The organism is Ureibacillus endophyticus, from assembly GCF_003628435.1.
GTDB lineage: Bacteria > Bacillota > Bacilli > Bacillales_A > Planococcaceae > Ureibacillus > Ureibacillus endophyticus.
In genome coordinates this window covers 22,892-37,370 of sequence record NZ_RBZN01000031.1, presented here as the reverse complement: position 1 = coordinate 37,370, position 14,479 = coordinate 22,892, and the positions used below count along the sequence as shown (strand labels likewise).

13 protein-coding genes, 1 pseudogene and 2 riboswitches are annotated in these 14,479 nt (G+C 32.8%); of the genes and pseudogenes, 5 read left to right on the top strand and 9 right to left on the bottom strand.

What is annotated here, in order from left to right:
- Together D8M03_RS12185 and D8M03_RS12180 are read left to right on the top strand one after the other, a co-directional pair.
- Window positions 1-126: pseudogene (locus D8M03_RS12185) on the top strand (IS30 family transposase); the annotation flags it as partial.
- Window positions 127-259: 133 nt separating this feature from the next.
- Entirely contained in the window at window positions 260-586 is a 327-nt protein-coding gene (locus D8M03_RS12180; RefSeq protein WP_121215057.1) for a DUF5658 family protein, read from the top strand.
- Between the two features lie 38 nt (window positions 587-624).
- On the opposite strand, the gene D8M03_RS12175 is transcribed toward D8M03_RS12180, so the two are convergent.
- From D8M03_RS12175 to D8M03_RS12155, 5 genes are all read right to left on the bottom strand, one after another.
- Window positions 625-987 carry a VOC family protein gene (locus D8M03_RS12175; RefSeq protein WP_121215056.1) on the bottom strand — a complete coding sequence of 121 codons (363 nt, stop codon included), beginning with the start codon at window positions 985-987 and terminating at the stop codon, window positions 625-627.
- 17 nt (window positions 988-1,004) lie between these two features.
- A complete protein-coding gene (locus tag D8M03_RS12170) occupies window positions 1,005-1,778 on the bottom strand; it encodes a nucleotidyltransferase domain-containing protein (protein WP_121215055.1) in 774 nt (257 codons plus the stop codon).
- A gap of 80 nt (window positions 1,779-1,858) precedes the next feature.
- Window positions 1,859-2,077: a DUF1540 domain-containing protein gene (locus tag D8M03_RS12165; RefSeq protein ID WP_121215054.1), complete on the bottom strand. Its 219-nt coding sequence runs from the start codon at window positions 2,075-2,077 to the stop codon at window positions 1,859-1,861.
- Window positions 2,078-2,330: 253 nt separating this feature from the next.
- Complete coding sequence (locus D8M03_RS12160) at window positions 2,331-3,704, bottom strand: HD-GYP domain-containing protein (protein WP_170148438.1); 1,374 nt, start codon at window positions 3,702-3,704, stop codon at window positions 2,331-2,333.
- Window positions 3,705-4,104: 400 nt separating this feature from the next.
- Entirely contained in the window at window positions 4,105-4,719 is a 615-nt protein-coding gene (locus tag D8M03_RS12155) for a GNAT family N-acetyltransferase (protein ID WP_341944490.1), read from the bottom strand.
- A 262-nt stretch (window positions 4,720-4,981) separates the two neighbouring features.
- Here D8M03_RS12155 and D8M03_RS12150 point away from each other — a divergent pair, with 262 nt between their 5' ends.
- The 3 genes from D8M03_RS12150 to D8M03_RS12140 all read left to right on the top strand — a co-directional run bounded on the left by D8M03_RS12150 (window position 4,982) and on the right by D8M03_RS12140 (window position 10,280).
- Complete coding sequence (locus D8M03_RS12150; protein WP_211330917.1) at window positions 4,982-6,208, top strand: ATP-grasp domain-containing protein; 1,227 nt, start codon at window positions 4,982-4,984, stop codon at window positions 6,206-6,208.
- A gap of 15 nt (window positions 6,209-6,223) precedes the next feature.
- Window positions 6,224-8,245, top strand: a complete 2,022-nt coding sequence (locus D8M03_RS12145) for a hypothetical protein (protein ID WP_245987572.1) — start codon at window positions 6,224-6,226, stop codon at window positions 8,243-8,245.
- A gap of 211 nt (window positions 8,246-8,456) precedes the next feature.
- Complete coding sequence (locus D8M03_RS12140) at window positions 8,457-10,280, top strand: hypothetical protein (RefSeq protein WP_121215051.1); 1,824 nt, start codon at window positions 8,457-8,459, stop codon at window positions 10,278-10,280.
- A gap of 33 nt (window positions 10,281-10,313) precedes the next feature.
- Here D8M03_RS12140 and sfsA read toward each other — a convergent pair whose 3' ends face one another.
- The 4 genes from sfsA to D8M03_RS12120 all read right to left on the bottom strand — a co-directional run bounded on the left by sfsA (window position 10,314) and on the right by D8M03_RS12120 (window position 14,056).
- The gene (sfsA, locus tag D8M03_RS12135; RefSeq protein WP_121215050.1) at window positions 10,314-11,003 is read right to left on the bottom strand and encodes a DNA/RNA nuclease SfsA; all 690 of its coding nucleotides are present in this window, start codon (window positions 11,001-11,003) and stop codon (window positions 10,314-10,316) included.
- A gap of 96 nt (window positions 11,004-11,099) precedes the next feature.
- Window positions 11,100-11,642 (bottom strand): VUT family protein, encoded by a 543-nt coding sequence (locus tag D8M03_RS12130; protein ID WP_121215049.1) that lies wholly within the window; start codon window positions 11,640-11,642, stop codon window positions 11,100-11,102.
- An 8-nt stretch (window positions 11,643-11,650) separates the two neighbouring features.
- Window positions 11,651-11,695: riboswitch (PreQ1 riboswitch) on the bottom strand.
- Between the two features lie 10 nt (window positions 11,696-11,705).
- Window positions 11,706-12,206, bottom strand: a complete 501-nt coding sequence (gene queF, locus D8M03_RS12125) for a preQ(1) synthase (protein WP_121215048.1) — start codon at window positions 12,204-12,206, stop codon at window positions 11,706-11,708.
- 112 nt (window positions 12,207-12,318) lie between these two features.
- Window positions 12,319-12,365: riboswitch (PreQ1 riboswitch) on the bottom strand.
- 167 nt (window positions 12,366-12,532) lie between these two features.
- A complete protein-coding gene (locus D8M03_RS12120) occupies window positions 12,533-14,056 on the bottom strand; it encodes a malate:quinone oxidoreductase (RefSeq protein ID WP_121215047.1) in 1,524 nt (507 codons plus the stop codon).
- Window positions 14,057-14,479: the final 423 nt, after the last annotated feature.

The following is a 14,479-nucleotide window of genomic DNA, read 5'->3' as shown; positions in this document are numbered from 1 at the left end:
TTTGATCACGTAACGGAAAAAGAGATGGAACAAGCACTTAAACTTATCAACAATCGACCAAGAAAATGTCTTGGTTGGAAAACTGCATACGAGGCGTTTCAGGAAGAACTGTTGCACTTAATTTGACAAAGTATCAAATGGAAATATTTCAATATCAAATAAATATTATGAAGAAGGGAAAATTAATAACTTCAATCAGTTTGAAAATGGGGATTTATGTTAAAAATTATATTGTAATTATGTTCTAAAAGGGGATTTTATGAATAAAAAAAGTTGGATTATCTTATTGAGTGTTCTAGTTACGTTTTTAAATCTGTTTGATGGGGTAGCAACATTTATTGGATTGGAGAATCATTACATTGATGAGTCAAATCCCTTCATGAAATTCATCTTTACTGTTAGTCCTGTGTTGTTTGTCTGTTTCAAAATTGTGCTATCATTATTAATTTTCTATGTATCCTTTTTAATCTATAAACACAGTAATTCTTCATTCCAAGATTTCTATCTTTTCACCTTAGTAGGGGTTAGTTGCTTGTATATCGGTATCTTTGGGTTGCATGTATTTTGGATTAGTTCCTTCGCATAAAAAACGCCCTAGTTATTAGGACGTTTTTAGTAATATTATTAACCCTTAAGTAAAAATTCATTACCTTCTTCATCACAGAATTGTACAAAAGTACCCCATTGCATCTCTTGCGGTTCAGATTTAAAAGTTACACCATTTTCTTTCAATGTTTGATATGTGCCAAAAATATTGTCACATTCAAATACTATTGATGCCTTAAAGTTTTCATATCCTTGCATCATTTCTTTAGGATAAATTACAAGTCGACTTTTTGCATTTTCCGGAGCTACTTCCAACCAAAAAGAATTTGTTCCCATTGGTTGTTCTGCAACCACAACAAATCCAACTTTCTCTGTCCAAAATTTCTTTGCTTTTCGTTGATCATTCACATAAATTGCTACTGTCCCGATATTTGTAATCACTTTATTACTCCTTCTTATCACCATACTGCTCTTAAAGTTTCTCTAAATAGATTATCCAATTGTTCAGTAGTATCAACATTTTTTATAGCAGTTAGTGAACTTATATAGTCTTGCAAACGGATAAGTTCTGTTTCTATAAATTCATTTGTTGCTAGTAATTTCCCCTCAAAACCTTCCAATTTAGATCTTTTTTTATGTTCAAATAAGATTTCTATCTCTTCCTTTAATTCACCCTGTATATCTAAACTGTGTAATAATTGTTGGAAATCGATAGGAGGGAAGGAGTGGTTTTGCATAATCCATTTACATACAAATAACGACCTTAGTACATAAAAATATAATTTATTCTTTTGAGAACACTTCTGATAATTAGTCTTAGCTATATTGAAATAATGATGCAAACATACTTTTGAATTAAATACCTTAGACTCCAATAAATTTAACCGTTTTAAAAAAATTGAGTTTTGATAATACACAATTTCACTTCTCATCCATTCAAAAAGTGTCGGGTTACTTTTTCGGAATAAGCGTAAAGCTTTTGTAATTTCCCAACCGTTGATATCTAAAAGTTCATCTATTGATAATTCAATTACATCTCTTTTCCCTCCAACTCCTTGTGGGTCAATGGATAAATACCATTCTGGGGGAGGACAGTATATAAAGCGAACATCATAATCACTATTATTTGAAGAGTATCCCCATGCTCGACTACCTGACTCTACAGCAAAAAGTACTTTAACATTCGATTTATCTTCAATTTCTTTTATCTTTTCTATTATCAAATTTTTCATATCATCACTCTTTAATTAATTTAAAGGGACTATAGAGATATCTCTCTAAAGTCCCTCTTGAATCAATGTTTTGTAAGCTGCTAACAATCTTTTTCCGGTTTGAAGGTTTTACAACATGTTTCATTAGAACTTTTTGCTTCTTCAGAAATCATGTCGAAGTCTAAATCGGAAGCAAACTCTGTATTTCTGTTTTTAGAATGGTAATCCATATCAACCTCAATTTTTTCAGCTCCACAAATATTTCCTTCTTTATGGAAAAAACAGTTAGATACAGCACAGTTTACTTGTACATTTGCCATTAGCAGCTTTCCTCCTCATTGATGTTTTTAGAGAATCCAATTGCTATGAATTCTCTTAACATATTTTGTCCATTTTAAAATAAATTATTGATACTGTTTCGTACCAATAAACGTATATTTTTTTAATATAATTTTCGATGTTATTTTAATATAAAAATATGAGGAGTTTTTCGAATCAGTTTTATATGCATCACATAAATAAAAAGGCAATTCGACACTACATGGATTGTAGCGGATTTGCCTTTTTTTAACTCTATTTTAAATTGTTTACTAGTAAATCTTTAATTCTTATGAATGCATCATGTTCTTCACCAGTTGAAAGCTCGCCTTCCAATTTTTTCGTTTCAATATCTATTATCAGGCGAACAATGACATCGATGAAAATATTATTAATTTCTAAACCTTCAGTCAATAAATTATAGAAATTCACCGCTTCTTCCATATTCCCGCTAATTACACTTGCAGAAAAATAATTCCAATATATCTCCTTTTTATCAATAGAGTCATCTTCAGAATTATCAACCACCTGATCCCACTTAACAAAACGACTTATTGTTACTGAGAAATTTAATGGCAACTGATAAACTTTGCTCGTTCCAAGTTCCTCAAGAATAGGGAAATATGGTTGATTATCATGGACATAACGAATACGTGCCTTTTTACCATTTGATAAATTTACAATACTTGAAGTAGGATAAATATTTATTAGCTCCATTAGTTTAATAACGTATTTTATATCGAATTTATTTCCCTTACTCAACAATAGCTCAAATGCTTTTTTTGCAGGAAATGCCTCTCGATAAGCTCTTTGTAACGTAAGTGCAGAGTATGTATCAATAACTCCTAATAAACGAACTTCTTCAGTAAGGTCTTCTCCTTTTAATCCATCTGGATAACCAGTTCCATCTAATCGTTCATGATGATACTTTACAATGTCTAAAAATGGACCGATAATTTTATGTTTTACAATAAAATCTATTCCATAAAGTGTATGTTTTTGAATTTCATCAAATTCCGCTTTAGAAAGGGCACCTTCTTTATGCAATAACTCATTATCTATATCTAATTTTCCAATATCATGAAGTAAACAGCCCATCGCAAAAGAACGAACGTCTCTAATTCCACATTTTTCCGCTAAAAGGGAGCCTAACAAGAAAACATCGAAGGTATGATAATAACTATATGGGTCTTTATTCTTTAAATTATATAGGGCGATTGCTATATCAGTATTTAATAATGAGGAAATAAATAAGTTTTCAAGCCACGATATTTTTGTATCACTGTTTAAAATTAGACCATATCTCGCTTCACTAACTACATTCTGTAAACTTTCAAAGAATAACTTTTTTATATCAAAAAGTTCTTTGGAATAATATATTTTCTCTTTCTTTTTTACGGCAGTTTCGAATGGTTGTATTAGTTCTTCATTTTTATTATTTTCATCTTTTTCAGTTTTAATATATAAACTATTTAGTTTGGTAATACCCCAACTTTTTAAGTTTCTTAGGATGGTATCATCAATTTTAGTTCCAGCTTTAATCAATAAGGTTTTATTAAAATATATATCGTTAGGAATGATTTCCCCTTTTCTTAAACCCCTTATATAATGGATATCTATATTTGACATCATTATCCCCCTTCGGATAGCCGTACATTTAGTTTATTTAATATGGTTATTATAACCTAGTTGTGGGAATAAGTAGTATATTATTTCATACTATATCTTAACAATTTTATATCAATATTCATGAGTATTCCTTCCTTCGATAATAGAAACCTAACAAAAACTAATATTTATTAACATAAAAGAAATGTTGTATTTTAGGATAATAAATCCTAATTTATTTAGTAAAGCGGGAATGAAACAGGGAAATTTAACCTAATTAAGAAGTATACCGTTATGATAATAGAACTACTTTTAAAAAGAGAACAAATTCCAAATTTTAATAAAGAAAAAAACCTGCACTTATAAAAGTGCAGATTTATTATGACTTATTTTTTTGTAAAGGTAGTTATCTATATGTTTTTTATTGAGCTATTTTTTCACGACTTTCCTTTAACCAAAGAACTTCAGATACTGGCTGAGGATTACGTCCATAAATCTCTTCTACTTTATAAGCATGCACTTCTAAATAGATTTCCTGCATTCTTTCTAAAACCCAGCTATCTGAAACTGGTGCTTGAGACCAGCAAAAAATATCCATTTTATTTAATTCGCTTGTTATATTATGGATTCTTTCATACCCAATATTCATTTTTTTAAAGTTATGACGTTCTTCATAGAATCGAACTCGTTTTTCTGAATCCGGATCCTCTTCGCTAACAGGTTCAACCTCAAGGATAATTGCTTTTCCTTTACTTTTTAGCTCGTTTAGTACAATACTGCCTACACCTTTACCTCGACTTGTCCCAGAAACGATAATATAGTCGATGAAAATATAATCTTGCTGCTCAAAATAAACTACGACATAATCTGGGCCTTCCATTAATTTGTACATTGCTTGTTCCTGAAAAAGTATTTCAAAGTGCTTTCTAGATTTCATTTCTCTTTCTGGGAAATACTCTCTCAACCTATTATACCAGTTACTAGAACTAAATACTTCCTCGATTAAGCTTGCTTTTAAACTTTCTCCTCTTTGCATTAGCAATGTAACATACCCCTTTTGTTCGCAATATACTTCAATTTTCAATCAAATCTGAATATTGAGCAAGACCTATTCTAACACCAATTTGGCAATTTGATTTTTAAGAGATTGTTAAGATAATGTTACACAGATTAAATTTTGTAAGAATAATGAAATCATTTGTCGAAACAATTTGAATTTCGAATATTATCAGTAAAATGATAGGTGCAAGTTTTAATTTGCTAGTTTTTACAATACATTTCAAAAGGCAGGTTGAATTATGGAGATGAAACAAATTCACGGAAAAACAACAGCACTTTTAGGATGGAGTTTACAGGCGATTGAGGCGATTGATAAAATGAACCGCCCTTATGTCGTTGTCGGTCCTCCTGAATTTAAGCCTTTTGCTGATAAAAATGGAATACAATTTGTTCCATGGCAATTCGATGTTCCAATTGAGCACTCCATGGAACTTTATGAAAAACTTAAAGAGCTTGATACAAAAGTTGCAGTTCCAATATATGAAGAAACCGTGGAATGGGCAGGTATGTTAAATTCATTACTTTGGGAAAATCCTAGAGTTTTTAATAAATCCTTACTTCTTCGTGATAAATCACTAATGAAACGAAGAGCACATTTAGCTGGACTTCGTGTAGGTGTCTTTGAAGAAGCTTTTAATAAAGAAGATGTAGCACATTTTCTAAAAAGAATGAATGAAGCTTTATTAAATATGGATGAGGAAAATTACGAACCTATCCATGTAAAACCATTTGATAAAGCAGGTACTGTAGGTCACCGAATGATTAAAAAAAGCGAAGATATTGAGGAAATTGATGATTCTGAATTCCCACTTCTTATGGAAAGCCACTTAGAAGGACAAGAATTTTCTTGCGAAGCCTTTGTCCATAATGGAAAAGTACATTTCCTAAATATTACGGAATACGTTAAACTAGGACATTCTAATTTCGTCCCAGCATCTCCTACACTTGAACAATGGCGACCACAAATACGAGAAACGATTGAACAACTGGTAAAAGCTTTTGAAGTAGAAAATGGTATATTGCATCCTGAGTTCTTCATTACACCAAATGGAACAATTTACTTTGGTGAGGTTGCTGCACGTATTCCAGGCGGTCACATTTTTGAGCATATTGAAAGAGTATATGGATTTAGTCCATATCAAGGTCAAATATTATGCTGTGATCCTGAAACAACTGATGAAGAATTAAAAACCTTCTTCCCAGAAGAAGTTGTTTCAGCAAAAGGACACTCCGGAAATTTGATGGTCTATCCAAAAGTAAAATCCATCTCTAAGCTTAATATCCCTGATGAACTGAAGGAACATCCATATTTCTTAAAACACAATATGTTCCTACCTGCGACATCTAAAGTATCTGAACGTGTTGGGTTCGGAAATCACTATGGTTCGATTTACTTTTTCGGGGAAGACAGTACGGAAATGCGAAAACTTTTAGAACAATACGAAAAACATGATTTCTACTTATAAGGAGTGGTTCGAAAGATGAATACAGTAATAAAAGAAAAAAAGACAACTACTGCCACTAGAAGAAAAACAACTGCAAGAAAAAAAACAACTACAACTAAAATCAGCCCTTTAGAGAAAAAATTTGAAACAGCTCTAGAGACATTGAATCAAGCAAAACCTTTTGCAAAAAGCTTATATCAAACAGATGTTTATCAATTAGCAAACGAGCTGGCATCTACTATTGAAGGAATGTCAGTGCTCTTTAAATATGCTCATTTATTTGACCAAGCAGGCGTATTCCTGAATGGAGATTGGGAAGATCCAACAAAGTTACAACCTCCATTTGTAGGTGGCTCCCTAAGACTAAGAGGAATCTACTCAATTCTTGAACTATTAAGTGAAATGAGAATGCTTGCTATTGCAAAAGGAACTTACAAACATGAGAGCTTAAGTTCTGAGCATGCAAGTTCATTCCTTAATGAAGTATTAGCTCTAAACCTCGATTTACTGTTTCCTGAAGAACAAGAATCGGAACTAGAAGAACATCTAATTCGAGCTCAAAATTTATTTACCTACCTGCAACAAGAACTTTCCTGTGAATCAGTGGCAGAGCAAATGGTTCAGGAAATAAAACGTATCACTGTTCAACGACCTATCATTACTAAGAGAATCATTGAGTTAATTGAGAATTCAAAGTTACTAATCAATGACGAGATTGATAGTGAATTTGCGGAGGAGCTTGCAAAATACTCTAGAGCAATTGATGCTCCTACACCTTTAAGTTTAGAAGCAGCTGATCAAAGAGACTATCGATTAAAATTAGAGCAAGCTTCTAGAGAAGAACTGATTAGTGAAGCTGAGCGTTTTGCTGAATCAATGAACGAAACTGGACTTGTATCGCCTTACCATGCGATTCTACTTCGTTTCCTAAACCGTAAATATCAAGAGATTATTCCAAGTGCATTGCATTTAACTGAATCTGGTATCACAAGCTTTAACGAAAATATAGACCTAATTCACGATATTATTCAGCTGTCTATCTATCCTGAAACGAAACAAGCAATTTATGGGCTTACTAAATTGCTCAATCGAGGAGTTCTTAAGCTTGAGACATTAATTCCTGCATTACGTCAGTTATTTGAACTACCTATTCATGCCGAAGTAAAAAATGGCTTATCAAATTATATTGGATTAAATGGTATTAGCATCAATGGTATTTTAGTTGCTGGAGTTGTAAGTGTTATTGGGCAACCATTAGGAATTGGGCAAGGGGTGAACCCAATCTGCCAATCTGCTAGAGCAATCTCACTTTGGGCTCAGTATGATATTGAAAAACTCCTTAAATTGATTACAACAGCTGCTCGCGATAATAATATCGAAATGACATTCGAAGGTGAACTAATCAACTCTAACCTTCTTCTTGATGGGGTTGTAACTGCAAATTTACAAGATTTAGATCCAGTTTCTATTATTCTAGTTCCTCATCTTGATAGAATTTATAATGAAATGATGAAACGTACCCTTCTGCGCGGAGAAGATGGTCATAAGTGGGTAAATCGTGAATTTTATGGGGAATGGATTCCAAGTGGATTTATTAATGTTATCGATCCACTAACATTAAAAGTGACAAACTACCCTACATTCGTAAAACTTTTCTATGCAACACATCATCCTGACTACAATGAAGGTTACAAAATGTTGTATCCAAACCCAGTGGGAATATATTTAACAAATGTCCATGGAGAATTACTCGGACTTCACGCTGTTTCTATCCAAAGAATCGAAAAAGATCAACATGGCGAGTGCAGAATTTACTTCTACAATCCGAATAATGATAGCACTCAAAATTGGGGGCAAGGTATTAAAGCTAGTGTGACTGGCTTTGGTGAACTTGAGGGAGAATCATCCTTACCATTCCATGAATTTGTTTCAAGAATGTATGCATATCACTATAATTTATATGAACAAGGTGATACTTACATGGTTGAAGAATCCATCGTTGAAAAGGTTGAAACTTTAGCCAAAGATAGTTGGGGCAAAAATTATGAATGGGCATAATAAGGTTGCTTCCTAAATCATACATTTTAATAACCAATTTGACAAAAGACCCGAATTTTCTTCGAGGTCTTTTTTATTCCTCATGGTTAAACAATTTGAAATAATATTTATTTCGTGGTACATTAATCGAAATTTTAAAATATTCTAAAATAAGAAGTTTTCAAACAATTTTAACTGTACTTTTGGAAATTGCTGAAAGGAGGACGAACAAATGGGACTTTACCTTTACTCATCAGAGAATTCATTTCAGAAAGCCTTTCAACATCTACTGCTTGCACCGACATCAAGTAAAAAGTTTTTTCAGCAAACCGTTTTTGACCTCGCCTCAGATCTTCTCAAAGAACCAAATGGATTGGAAAAAATTTATAGGTATGCACATCTCTTTGATTCTTCTGGATTATTTATTGGAAAACCATGGGAAGACGTAACGAAATTAAATCCAACCCTTGTTAGAGGGACTCTTCAAGCTGGTGGAACGACAGAAGTTGCAGAAATTCTAAGTGAATTAAGAATTCTTGCAATTGCTAGAGGGGAATATGTACATCCGGAAATGAATGCTCTAGAAGCAACCGAGTTTTTAACGAAGGTATTGGCTTTAAATATCGACTTATTAATAATGAAAGAAACGGAAGAAAACCGAGTTAAACAACTTTATAAAGATGAACAGGCATCTGAAATATTGAGGTTCATTTCAGAGCATTGCTTTTCAGAACGGGTATTTGAAAACCTTTATCAAGAAGTTGATAATCTTGCCGTACAGAGGCCTATTATTACTGATAAAATATTAAAATTAATTACAAGTGCAAAAAAGTTAGCTGGCGGGTTAGAAGAAAAAGACTCGAAGTTAACTCGTTATGAAAATGCTGTTTACTCTCCAACTGATTTGGCAACCGATACTTTGGAGAGTTATGAAATAAAACTAAAAACATGTGATGATACAATTTTAATTAAGGAAGCACATCAGCTAAAAAACACGATGGTACAGACAGGTCTTGTGTCCCCTTATCATGTTGTATTTTTAAAATTTATCGCCAATGAAAAACAACACTTACTTGAAAGTATGTTAACTGTAGATAATATATCAAAGACCAATTTAAATGCTAATCTTCCAATTATTTTATCCTTAATTTCTTCATCAATTTCTATTGATACGCGAAGAAGCATATATGGGTTACTTTGTTTATTACAACGGGACATATTTACAAAGGAATTTGTCCAAGAGTTAGAACAATTAATGTCATCAGCAATCCATGAAGAAATTCTCATTAATATTAATAAATTAAAGGGAATTCAAAATGTTGATTTTATTAAATCCTTAATCGTATCAGAAATGATTAATATTTTAGGGACGCCTTTAGGCATTGGCCAAGGATTTAATCCTACTTGTCAATCAACAAGAGCACTTAGTTATTGGTCTCAAAAAGAGCCAACAATGTTGTTAAATATGATAAACACCTTCTTAAAAACAGCAAACTTGACAATAGAATTTGAAGGGAAAAAAATCTCGTCAAACTCACTTCCACAAATTCCTTTAGAAGATGAGGACCATATTGATTTTATCTCCTATTTGGTAGTACCACATCTTGATTCAATTTACTTTGAAATGTTAAAAGCTGCAGATGGTCGGGGGCAAGATCCTCATAAGTGGATTAATCCTGCCTTTCATATAACAGGGATATGGTCGGGGTTTTCAGATATCTATAGTGATTTGAATTTTCTAGATAATTTTTATTATTATTATCACCCCACTAATAATCCAAATGTCAACAGAGGACTGCCTCAACCGGTAGGCATTACAATTTACAATCGATCAGGTCAAGTGCTTGGTGCCCATGCTATCCTCATTCAACGTGTTGAAAATGATCCAAAAGGCGTAACGCGTGTTTATTTTTATAATCCAAATAACGATAGCTTACAAATTTGGGGTAAATCTATTCGAACAAGTGTTAATGGAAATGGAGAGCTCCCTGGTGAATCCTCCCTTCCATTTGAAGATTTTGTACAGTTCATTTATGCCTTTCATTATCCACAATAATTGTTTGTTTAGGGGACTATTTGGAATAGTCCCCTAAATCAAGCTTACTGGAATTTGCTTATCTATAAATAAGCTATCTTCCTCAACAATTGAATCATAGGCAATAATTTGTACTCCTTGTTGGGCTGCCTGTAAAAGTCTATCAGCGAAATTTGGATCCATTTCTCGATTCGGGGTAAAACTTTTGCATCCTTTCATTTGGATTACAAATAATATTGTGCCTTTATAACCTTCTTGAACTGCTTGGCACATTTCAAGTACATGTTTCATTCCTCTTAAAGTAGGTGCATCTGGGAAACTAGCAACCTCATTTCTCTCTAACGTTACACCTTTTACCTCTATAAATCCCTTCTCATCACCATTTTCATAATAAAAATCAAATCGTGACTCACCAAATGTTACTTCTTTTTTTAAGAAATCAACTTTCCCAATTTCCTTAATTTTTCCTTCCTTTAACGCTTCAAATATTACTGCATTCGGTGCTTGAGAATCGATATTAATCCATTTGTCATTTTTATTAGCAGCAATGATTGAATAATTAGTAGTTCTTTTAGGGTTATTACTTTTTTCCAAAAGCACTTTGTTATCGGGATATAAAAGTTCTTTTAATCGTCCAGTATTTTTCACATGTACCCGCTCTACACTATCGTTAATTGATACTTCTGCAACAAATCGGTTCATTCTCTTAATTAACGTACCTTGTACAACTTGTTTATATCTCATTTTTTCGCTCCTTAAAGATTAACTTCCCTAAATATAGTTTATCAATTTTAATATCTAACATAAAAAAAGACCATCAAGAGATGATCTTTTAAATAATTATGATTCTGTAATAGCTTGTTTCCCGTTTAAACTGTATATTTTCCCAAATACAATTGCTCCAATCATTTGAATCAATGACTTTACGATAAATTGACCTGCTATAGCAAATGGTATTGCTTCCCAAGGTAAAGCTCCTGCTCCTAATGGACTTAACCCAATAACTACGAAAATTACTGAGTCCAGAAGTCCACCAATAATTCCACTATAGAATACACGCCATGCCATTGATACTTTTAAACGTGAATAGATTTCGGTATCCGCAGTTTCAGAAATTAAAAATGATATCGCTGAAGCTGCTACAATCATTAATGTGTCGCCTAACATGGAAGATACAACCGCAGATAAAACTAATGCAATAAAAATAAACAAATAGGTCTTTTTTCGACCATACTTATTTTGTACAAGATCTCGGAAAATGAAAGTTGCTCCAACTAAAAGCGTTCCCATTGGTACAATAAATATCCCTAATTGCATTGGTGCAAATGCTGCAGTTACTACATTGGCAATGACTATTGATAATAAATAAAATAAGATTCTCATATTCACGTCTCTCCTTAGTTTTTTATAGAGGGTCAGCTAAGAACCTCTTTTTTGTTGATTATTTTAACGGTTATCAATTTTTTCCGGGTTAAGGTCATGATTCATTAATCGATAATTAGCCATTTCCTCATATTTCGTTCCTGGTCTTCCATAGTTACACCATGGGTCAATTGAAATACCACCACGTGGAGTAAATTTCCCCCAAACTTCAATATAACGAGGGTCCAATAACTTTATTAAATCGTTCATAATAATATTTACACAATCTTCATGGAAATCCCCATGATTACGGAAACTAAATAAGTAAAGTTTCAACGATTTACTCTCTACAATTTTCTTATCTGGAATGTATGAAATGTACATTGTTGCAAAATCCGGCTGATTTGTTAATGGACATAAACTCGTAAACTCCGGACAATTGAATTTAACAAAATAGTCTCGATTTGAATGAAGATTATCTACCGCCTCTAATACTTCAGGTGCATATTCAAATGCGTATTTTGTATTTTGATTTCCTAGTAAAGTTAAGTCTTTCAAACCTTCTTCATGGCCTCTGCCAGACATAAAAAAGCCTCCCTTATGTATGTTTCCCAATACTTGTAAGAGAGGCGTCTATAAAAAATGATAAAAACATATAAAAAGCCACATCCAATTATGGACATGGCGTAATAGACATGTTTCCATAGTTTTTTATAGAGGGTTTCAGCTATGAACCTCTCCCGTTCAAGTACGGGACATTCTTTTACTAAAATAATAATATATGAAACAGAAATGAACGTCAAATAACTTATAAAATTTTAACTTAGCGTTAAGTTTATATTTAAAGTTTCAGGGTATTTTAATTAGAAAAGAACCTTTAACCATCAGGATGATTAAAGGTTCAAAGTTTATTAAACTGTTTCTAATACTTTCTCTTCATTAGAAGTTGCTTGATCTTTATCTAAACCTAGAGTTTTAGCAGTTGAATCAAGAAGTTCTTTGAAAAGTTTTGGATTTTCTACTAATGATACACCGTAAGATGGAATCATTTTTTTGATTTTTGGTTCCCAGCCTTTCATTTCTTGTGGGAAACATTTTTTCATTACTTCAAGCATTACGTGAACAGCTGTAGAAGCACCTGGTGATGCACCAAGTAATGCTGCAATTGAACCGTCAGCAGCACTTACAACTTCAGTACCGAATTGTAGCGTACCTTTACCAGCTTCAGTATCTTTAATAACTTGTACACGTTGACCAGCAATAACGATATCCCAATCATCTGATTTAGCATTAGGGATAAACTCACGTAATTCTTCAATACGTTGCTCTTTTGAAAGCATAAGTTGTTGAATTAAGTATTTTGTTAAAGGCATTTCTTTAACGCCTGCTGCTAATAACGTTGTAAGGTTATGTGGTTTGATTGAAGCAAATAAATCCATATATGAACCAGTTTTTAAGAATTTAGGTGAGAATCCAGCAAACGGTCCGAATAATAATGATTTTTTACCATCAATATATCTTGTATCAAGGTGAGGAACTGACATTGGTGGTGCACCAACTGCCGCTTTTCCGTAAACTTTTGCATGGTGTTGTTCTGCGATTTCTGGGTTATTACAAACTAAGAATAATCCACTAACAGGGAATCCACCAATATGTTTACCTTCAGGAATACCAGATTTTTGTAGTAATTCTAAGCTTCCTCCACCAGCGCCTAGGAATACAAATTTCGCTTTATAATATTTCGCTTTGCAACCATCAAGGTCATGTACTACAACTTCCCATTGACCATCATTAGTACGTTTTAAGCTATGAACGCTGTGTTTGTAGTTAACTTCAACATTTTGTTGTGCTAAGTTGTCAACAAGCATACGTGTTAAAGCTCCGAAGTTTACGTCTGTACCAGAGTCAATTTTTGTAGCTGCTAATGGCTCGTTGAATACACGATCCTTCATCATAAGTGGAATCCATTCTTTTAGTGTCTCTGGATCATCAGAGAATTCCATACCTTCGAATAGATGACTTTTTGACATTGCATCGAAACGATTTTTTAAGAATTTAACGTTATCTGCCCCATGTACATAACTTAAGTGTGGTAGAGGCATAATAAAATCTTGTGGGTTACGAATTAAGCCTTTTTCAACTAGATATGCCCAGAACTGTCTTGAAAGTTGGAACTGTTCATTGATTTTAAGAGCTTTGCTAATATCTACAGAGCCATCTGGTTTTTGAACAGTATAGTTTAGCTCACATAACGCAGAGTGACCTGTACCTGCATTATTCCATTCGTTAGAGCTTTCTTCTCCAGCTTTTTCGAGCTTTTCAAACACTTTAATTTCCCATTCTGGTACTAATTCTTTTAGTAACGTTCCCAAAGTCGCACTCATAATCCCAGCACCGATTAAGATAACGTCTGTTTGTTCATGTCTGTTACTCATAATAACCTTCCTTATCTCCCCTATTTTTCAAAAAAGATGTAGGCGCTCTCCTTAGGTGTTTCAAAAGTCGACTGTCCTAGAACACACCTTTTCTGTATCTATTAAATCTTCAATATAGTATAACACTAATATTTATAGATTGAAATATCTACTATTATATGATAATACCTATAAAATGCTAGTGAAAAGATGTTTCAAATAAAATCATTAAAAACAAAGTAAAAATTTAAAGTAAGATTACTAACGTGACCTATTATACCATTAATACAATAAAATTTAAGCCATCATTATTTGCACCTATATCCAAAGATATACAAGTAAGAGAAAATTTCATACCTTTTACAGTTTAGTTCAATAAAAAGTGACAATTAATTTGTGACATAGTAATTCAAATATTTAGTATATCTCATTCCTAGTAGAACA

Excerpts from the sequence above, each read along its gene's own strand:
- D8M03_RS12150 (WP_211330917.1), top strand. The coding sequence starts at position 4,982 with ATGGAGATGAAACAAATTCACGGAAAAACAACAGCACTTTTAGGATGG.
- D8M03_RS12140 (WP_121215051.1), top strand. The coding sequence starts at position 8,457 with ATGGGACTTTACCTTTACTCATCAGAGAATTCATTTCAGAAAGCCTTT.
- D8M03_RS12155 (WP_341944490.1), bottom strand. The coding sequence starts at position 4,719 with ATGCAAAGAGGAGAAAGTTTAAAAGCAAGCTTAATCGAGGAAGTATTT.
- D8M03_RS12180 (WP_121215057.1), top strand. The coding sequence starts at position 260 with ATGAATAAAAAAAGTTGGATTATCTTATTGAGTGTTCTAGTTACGTTT.
- D8M03_RS12120 (WP_121215047.1), bottom strand. The coding sequence starts at position 14,056 with ATGAGTAACAGACATGAACAAACAGACGTTATCTTAATCGGTGCTGGG.
- D8M03_RS12165 (WP_121215054.1), bottom strand. The coding sequence starts at position 2,077 with ATGGCAAATGTACAAGTAAACTGTGCTGTATCTAACTGTTTTTTCCAT.
- D8M03_RS12130 (WP_121215049.1), bottom strand. The coding sequence starts at position 11,642 with ATGAGAATCTTATTTTATTTATTATCAATAGTCATTGCCAATGTAGTA.
- D8M03_RS12170 (WP_121215055.1), bottom strand. The coding sequence starts at position 1,778 with ATGAAAAATTTGATAATAGAAAAGATAAAAGAAATTGAAGATAAATCG.
- sfsA (WP_121215050.1), bottom strand. The coding sequence starts at position 11,003 with ATGAGATATAAACAAGTTGTACAAGGTACGTTAATTAAGAGAATGAAC.
- D8M03_RS12160 (WP_170148438.1), bottom strand. The coding sequence starts at position 3,704 with ATGTCAAATATAGATATCCATTATATAAGGGGTTTAAGAAAAGGGGAA.
- D8M03_RS12145 (WP_245987572.1), top strand. The coding sequence starts at position 6,224 with ATGAATACAGTAATAAAAGAAAAAAAGACAACTACTGCCACTAGAAGA.
- queF (WP_121215048.1), bottom strand. The coding sequence starts at position 12,206 with ATGTCTGGCAGAGGCCATGAAGAAGGTTTGAAAGACTTAACTTTACTA.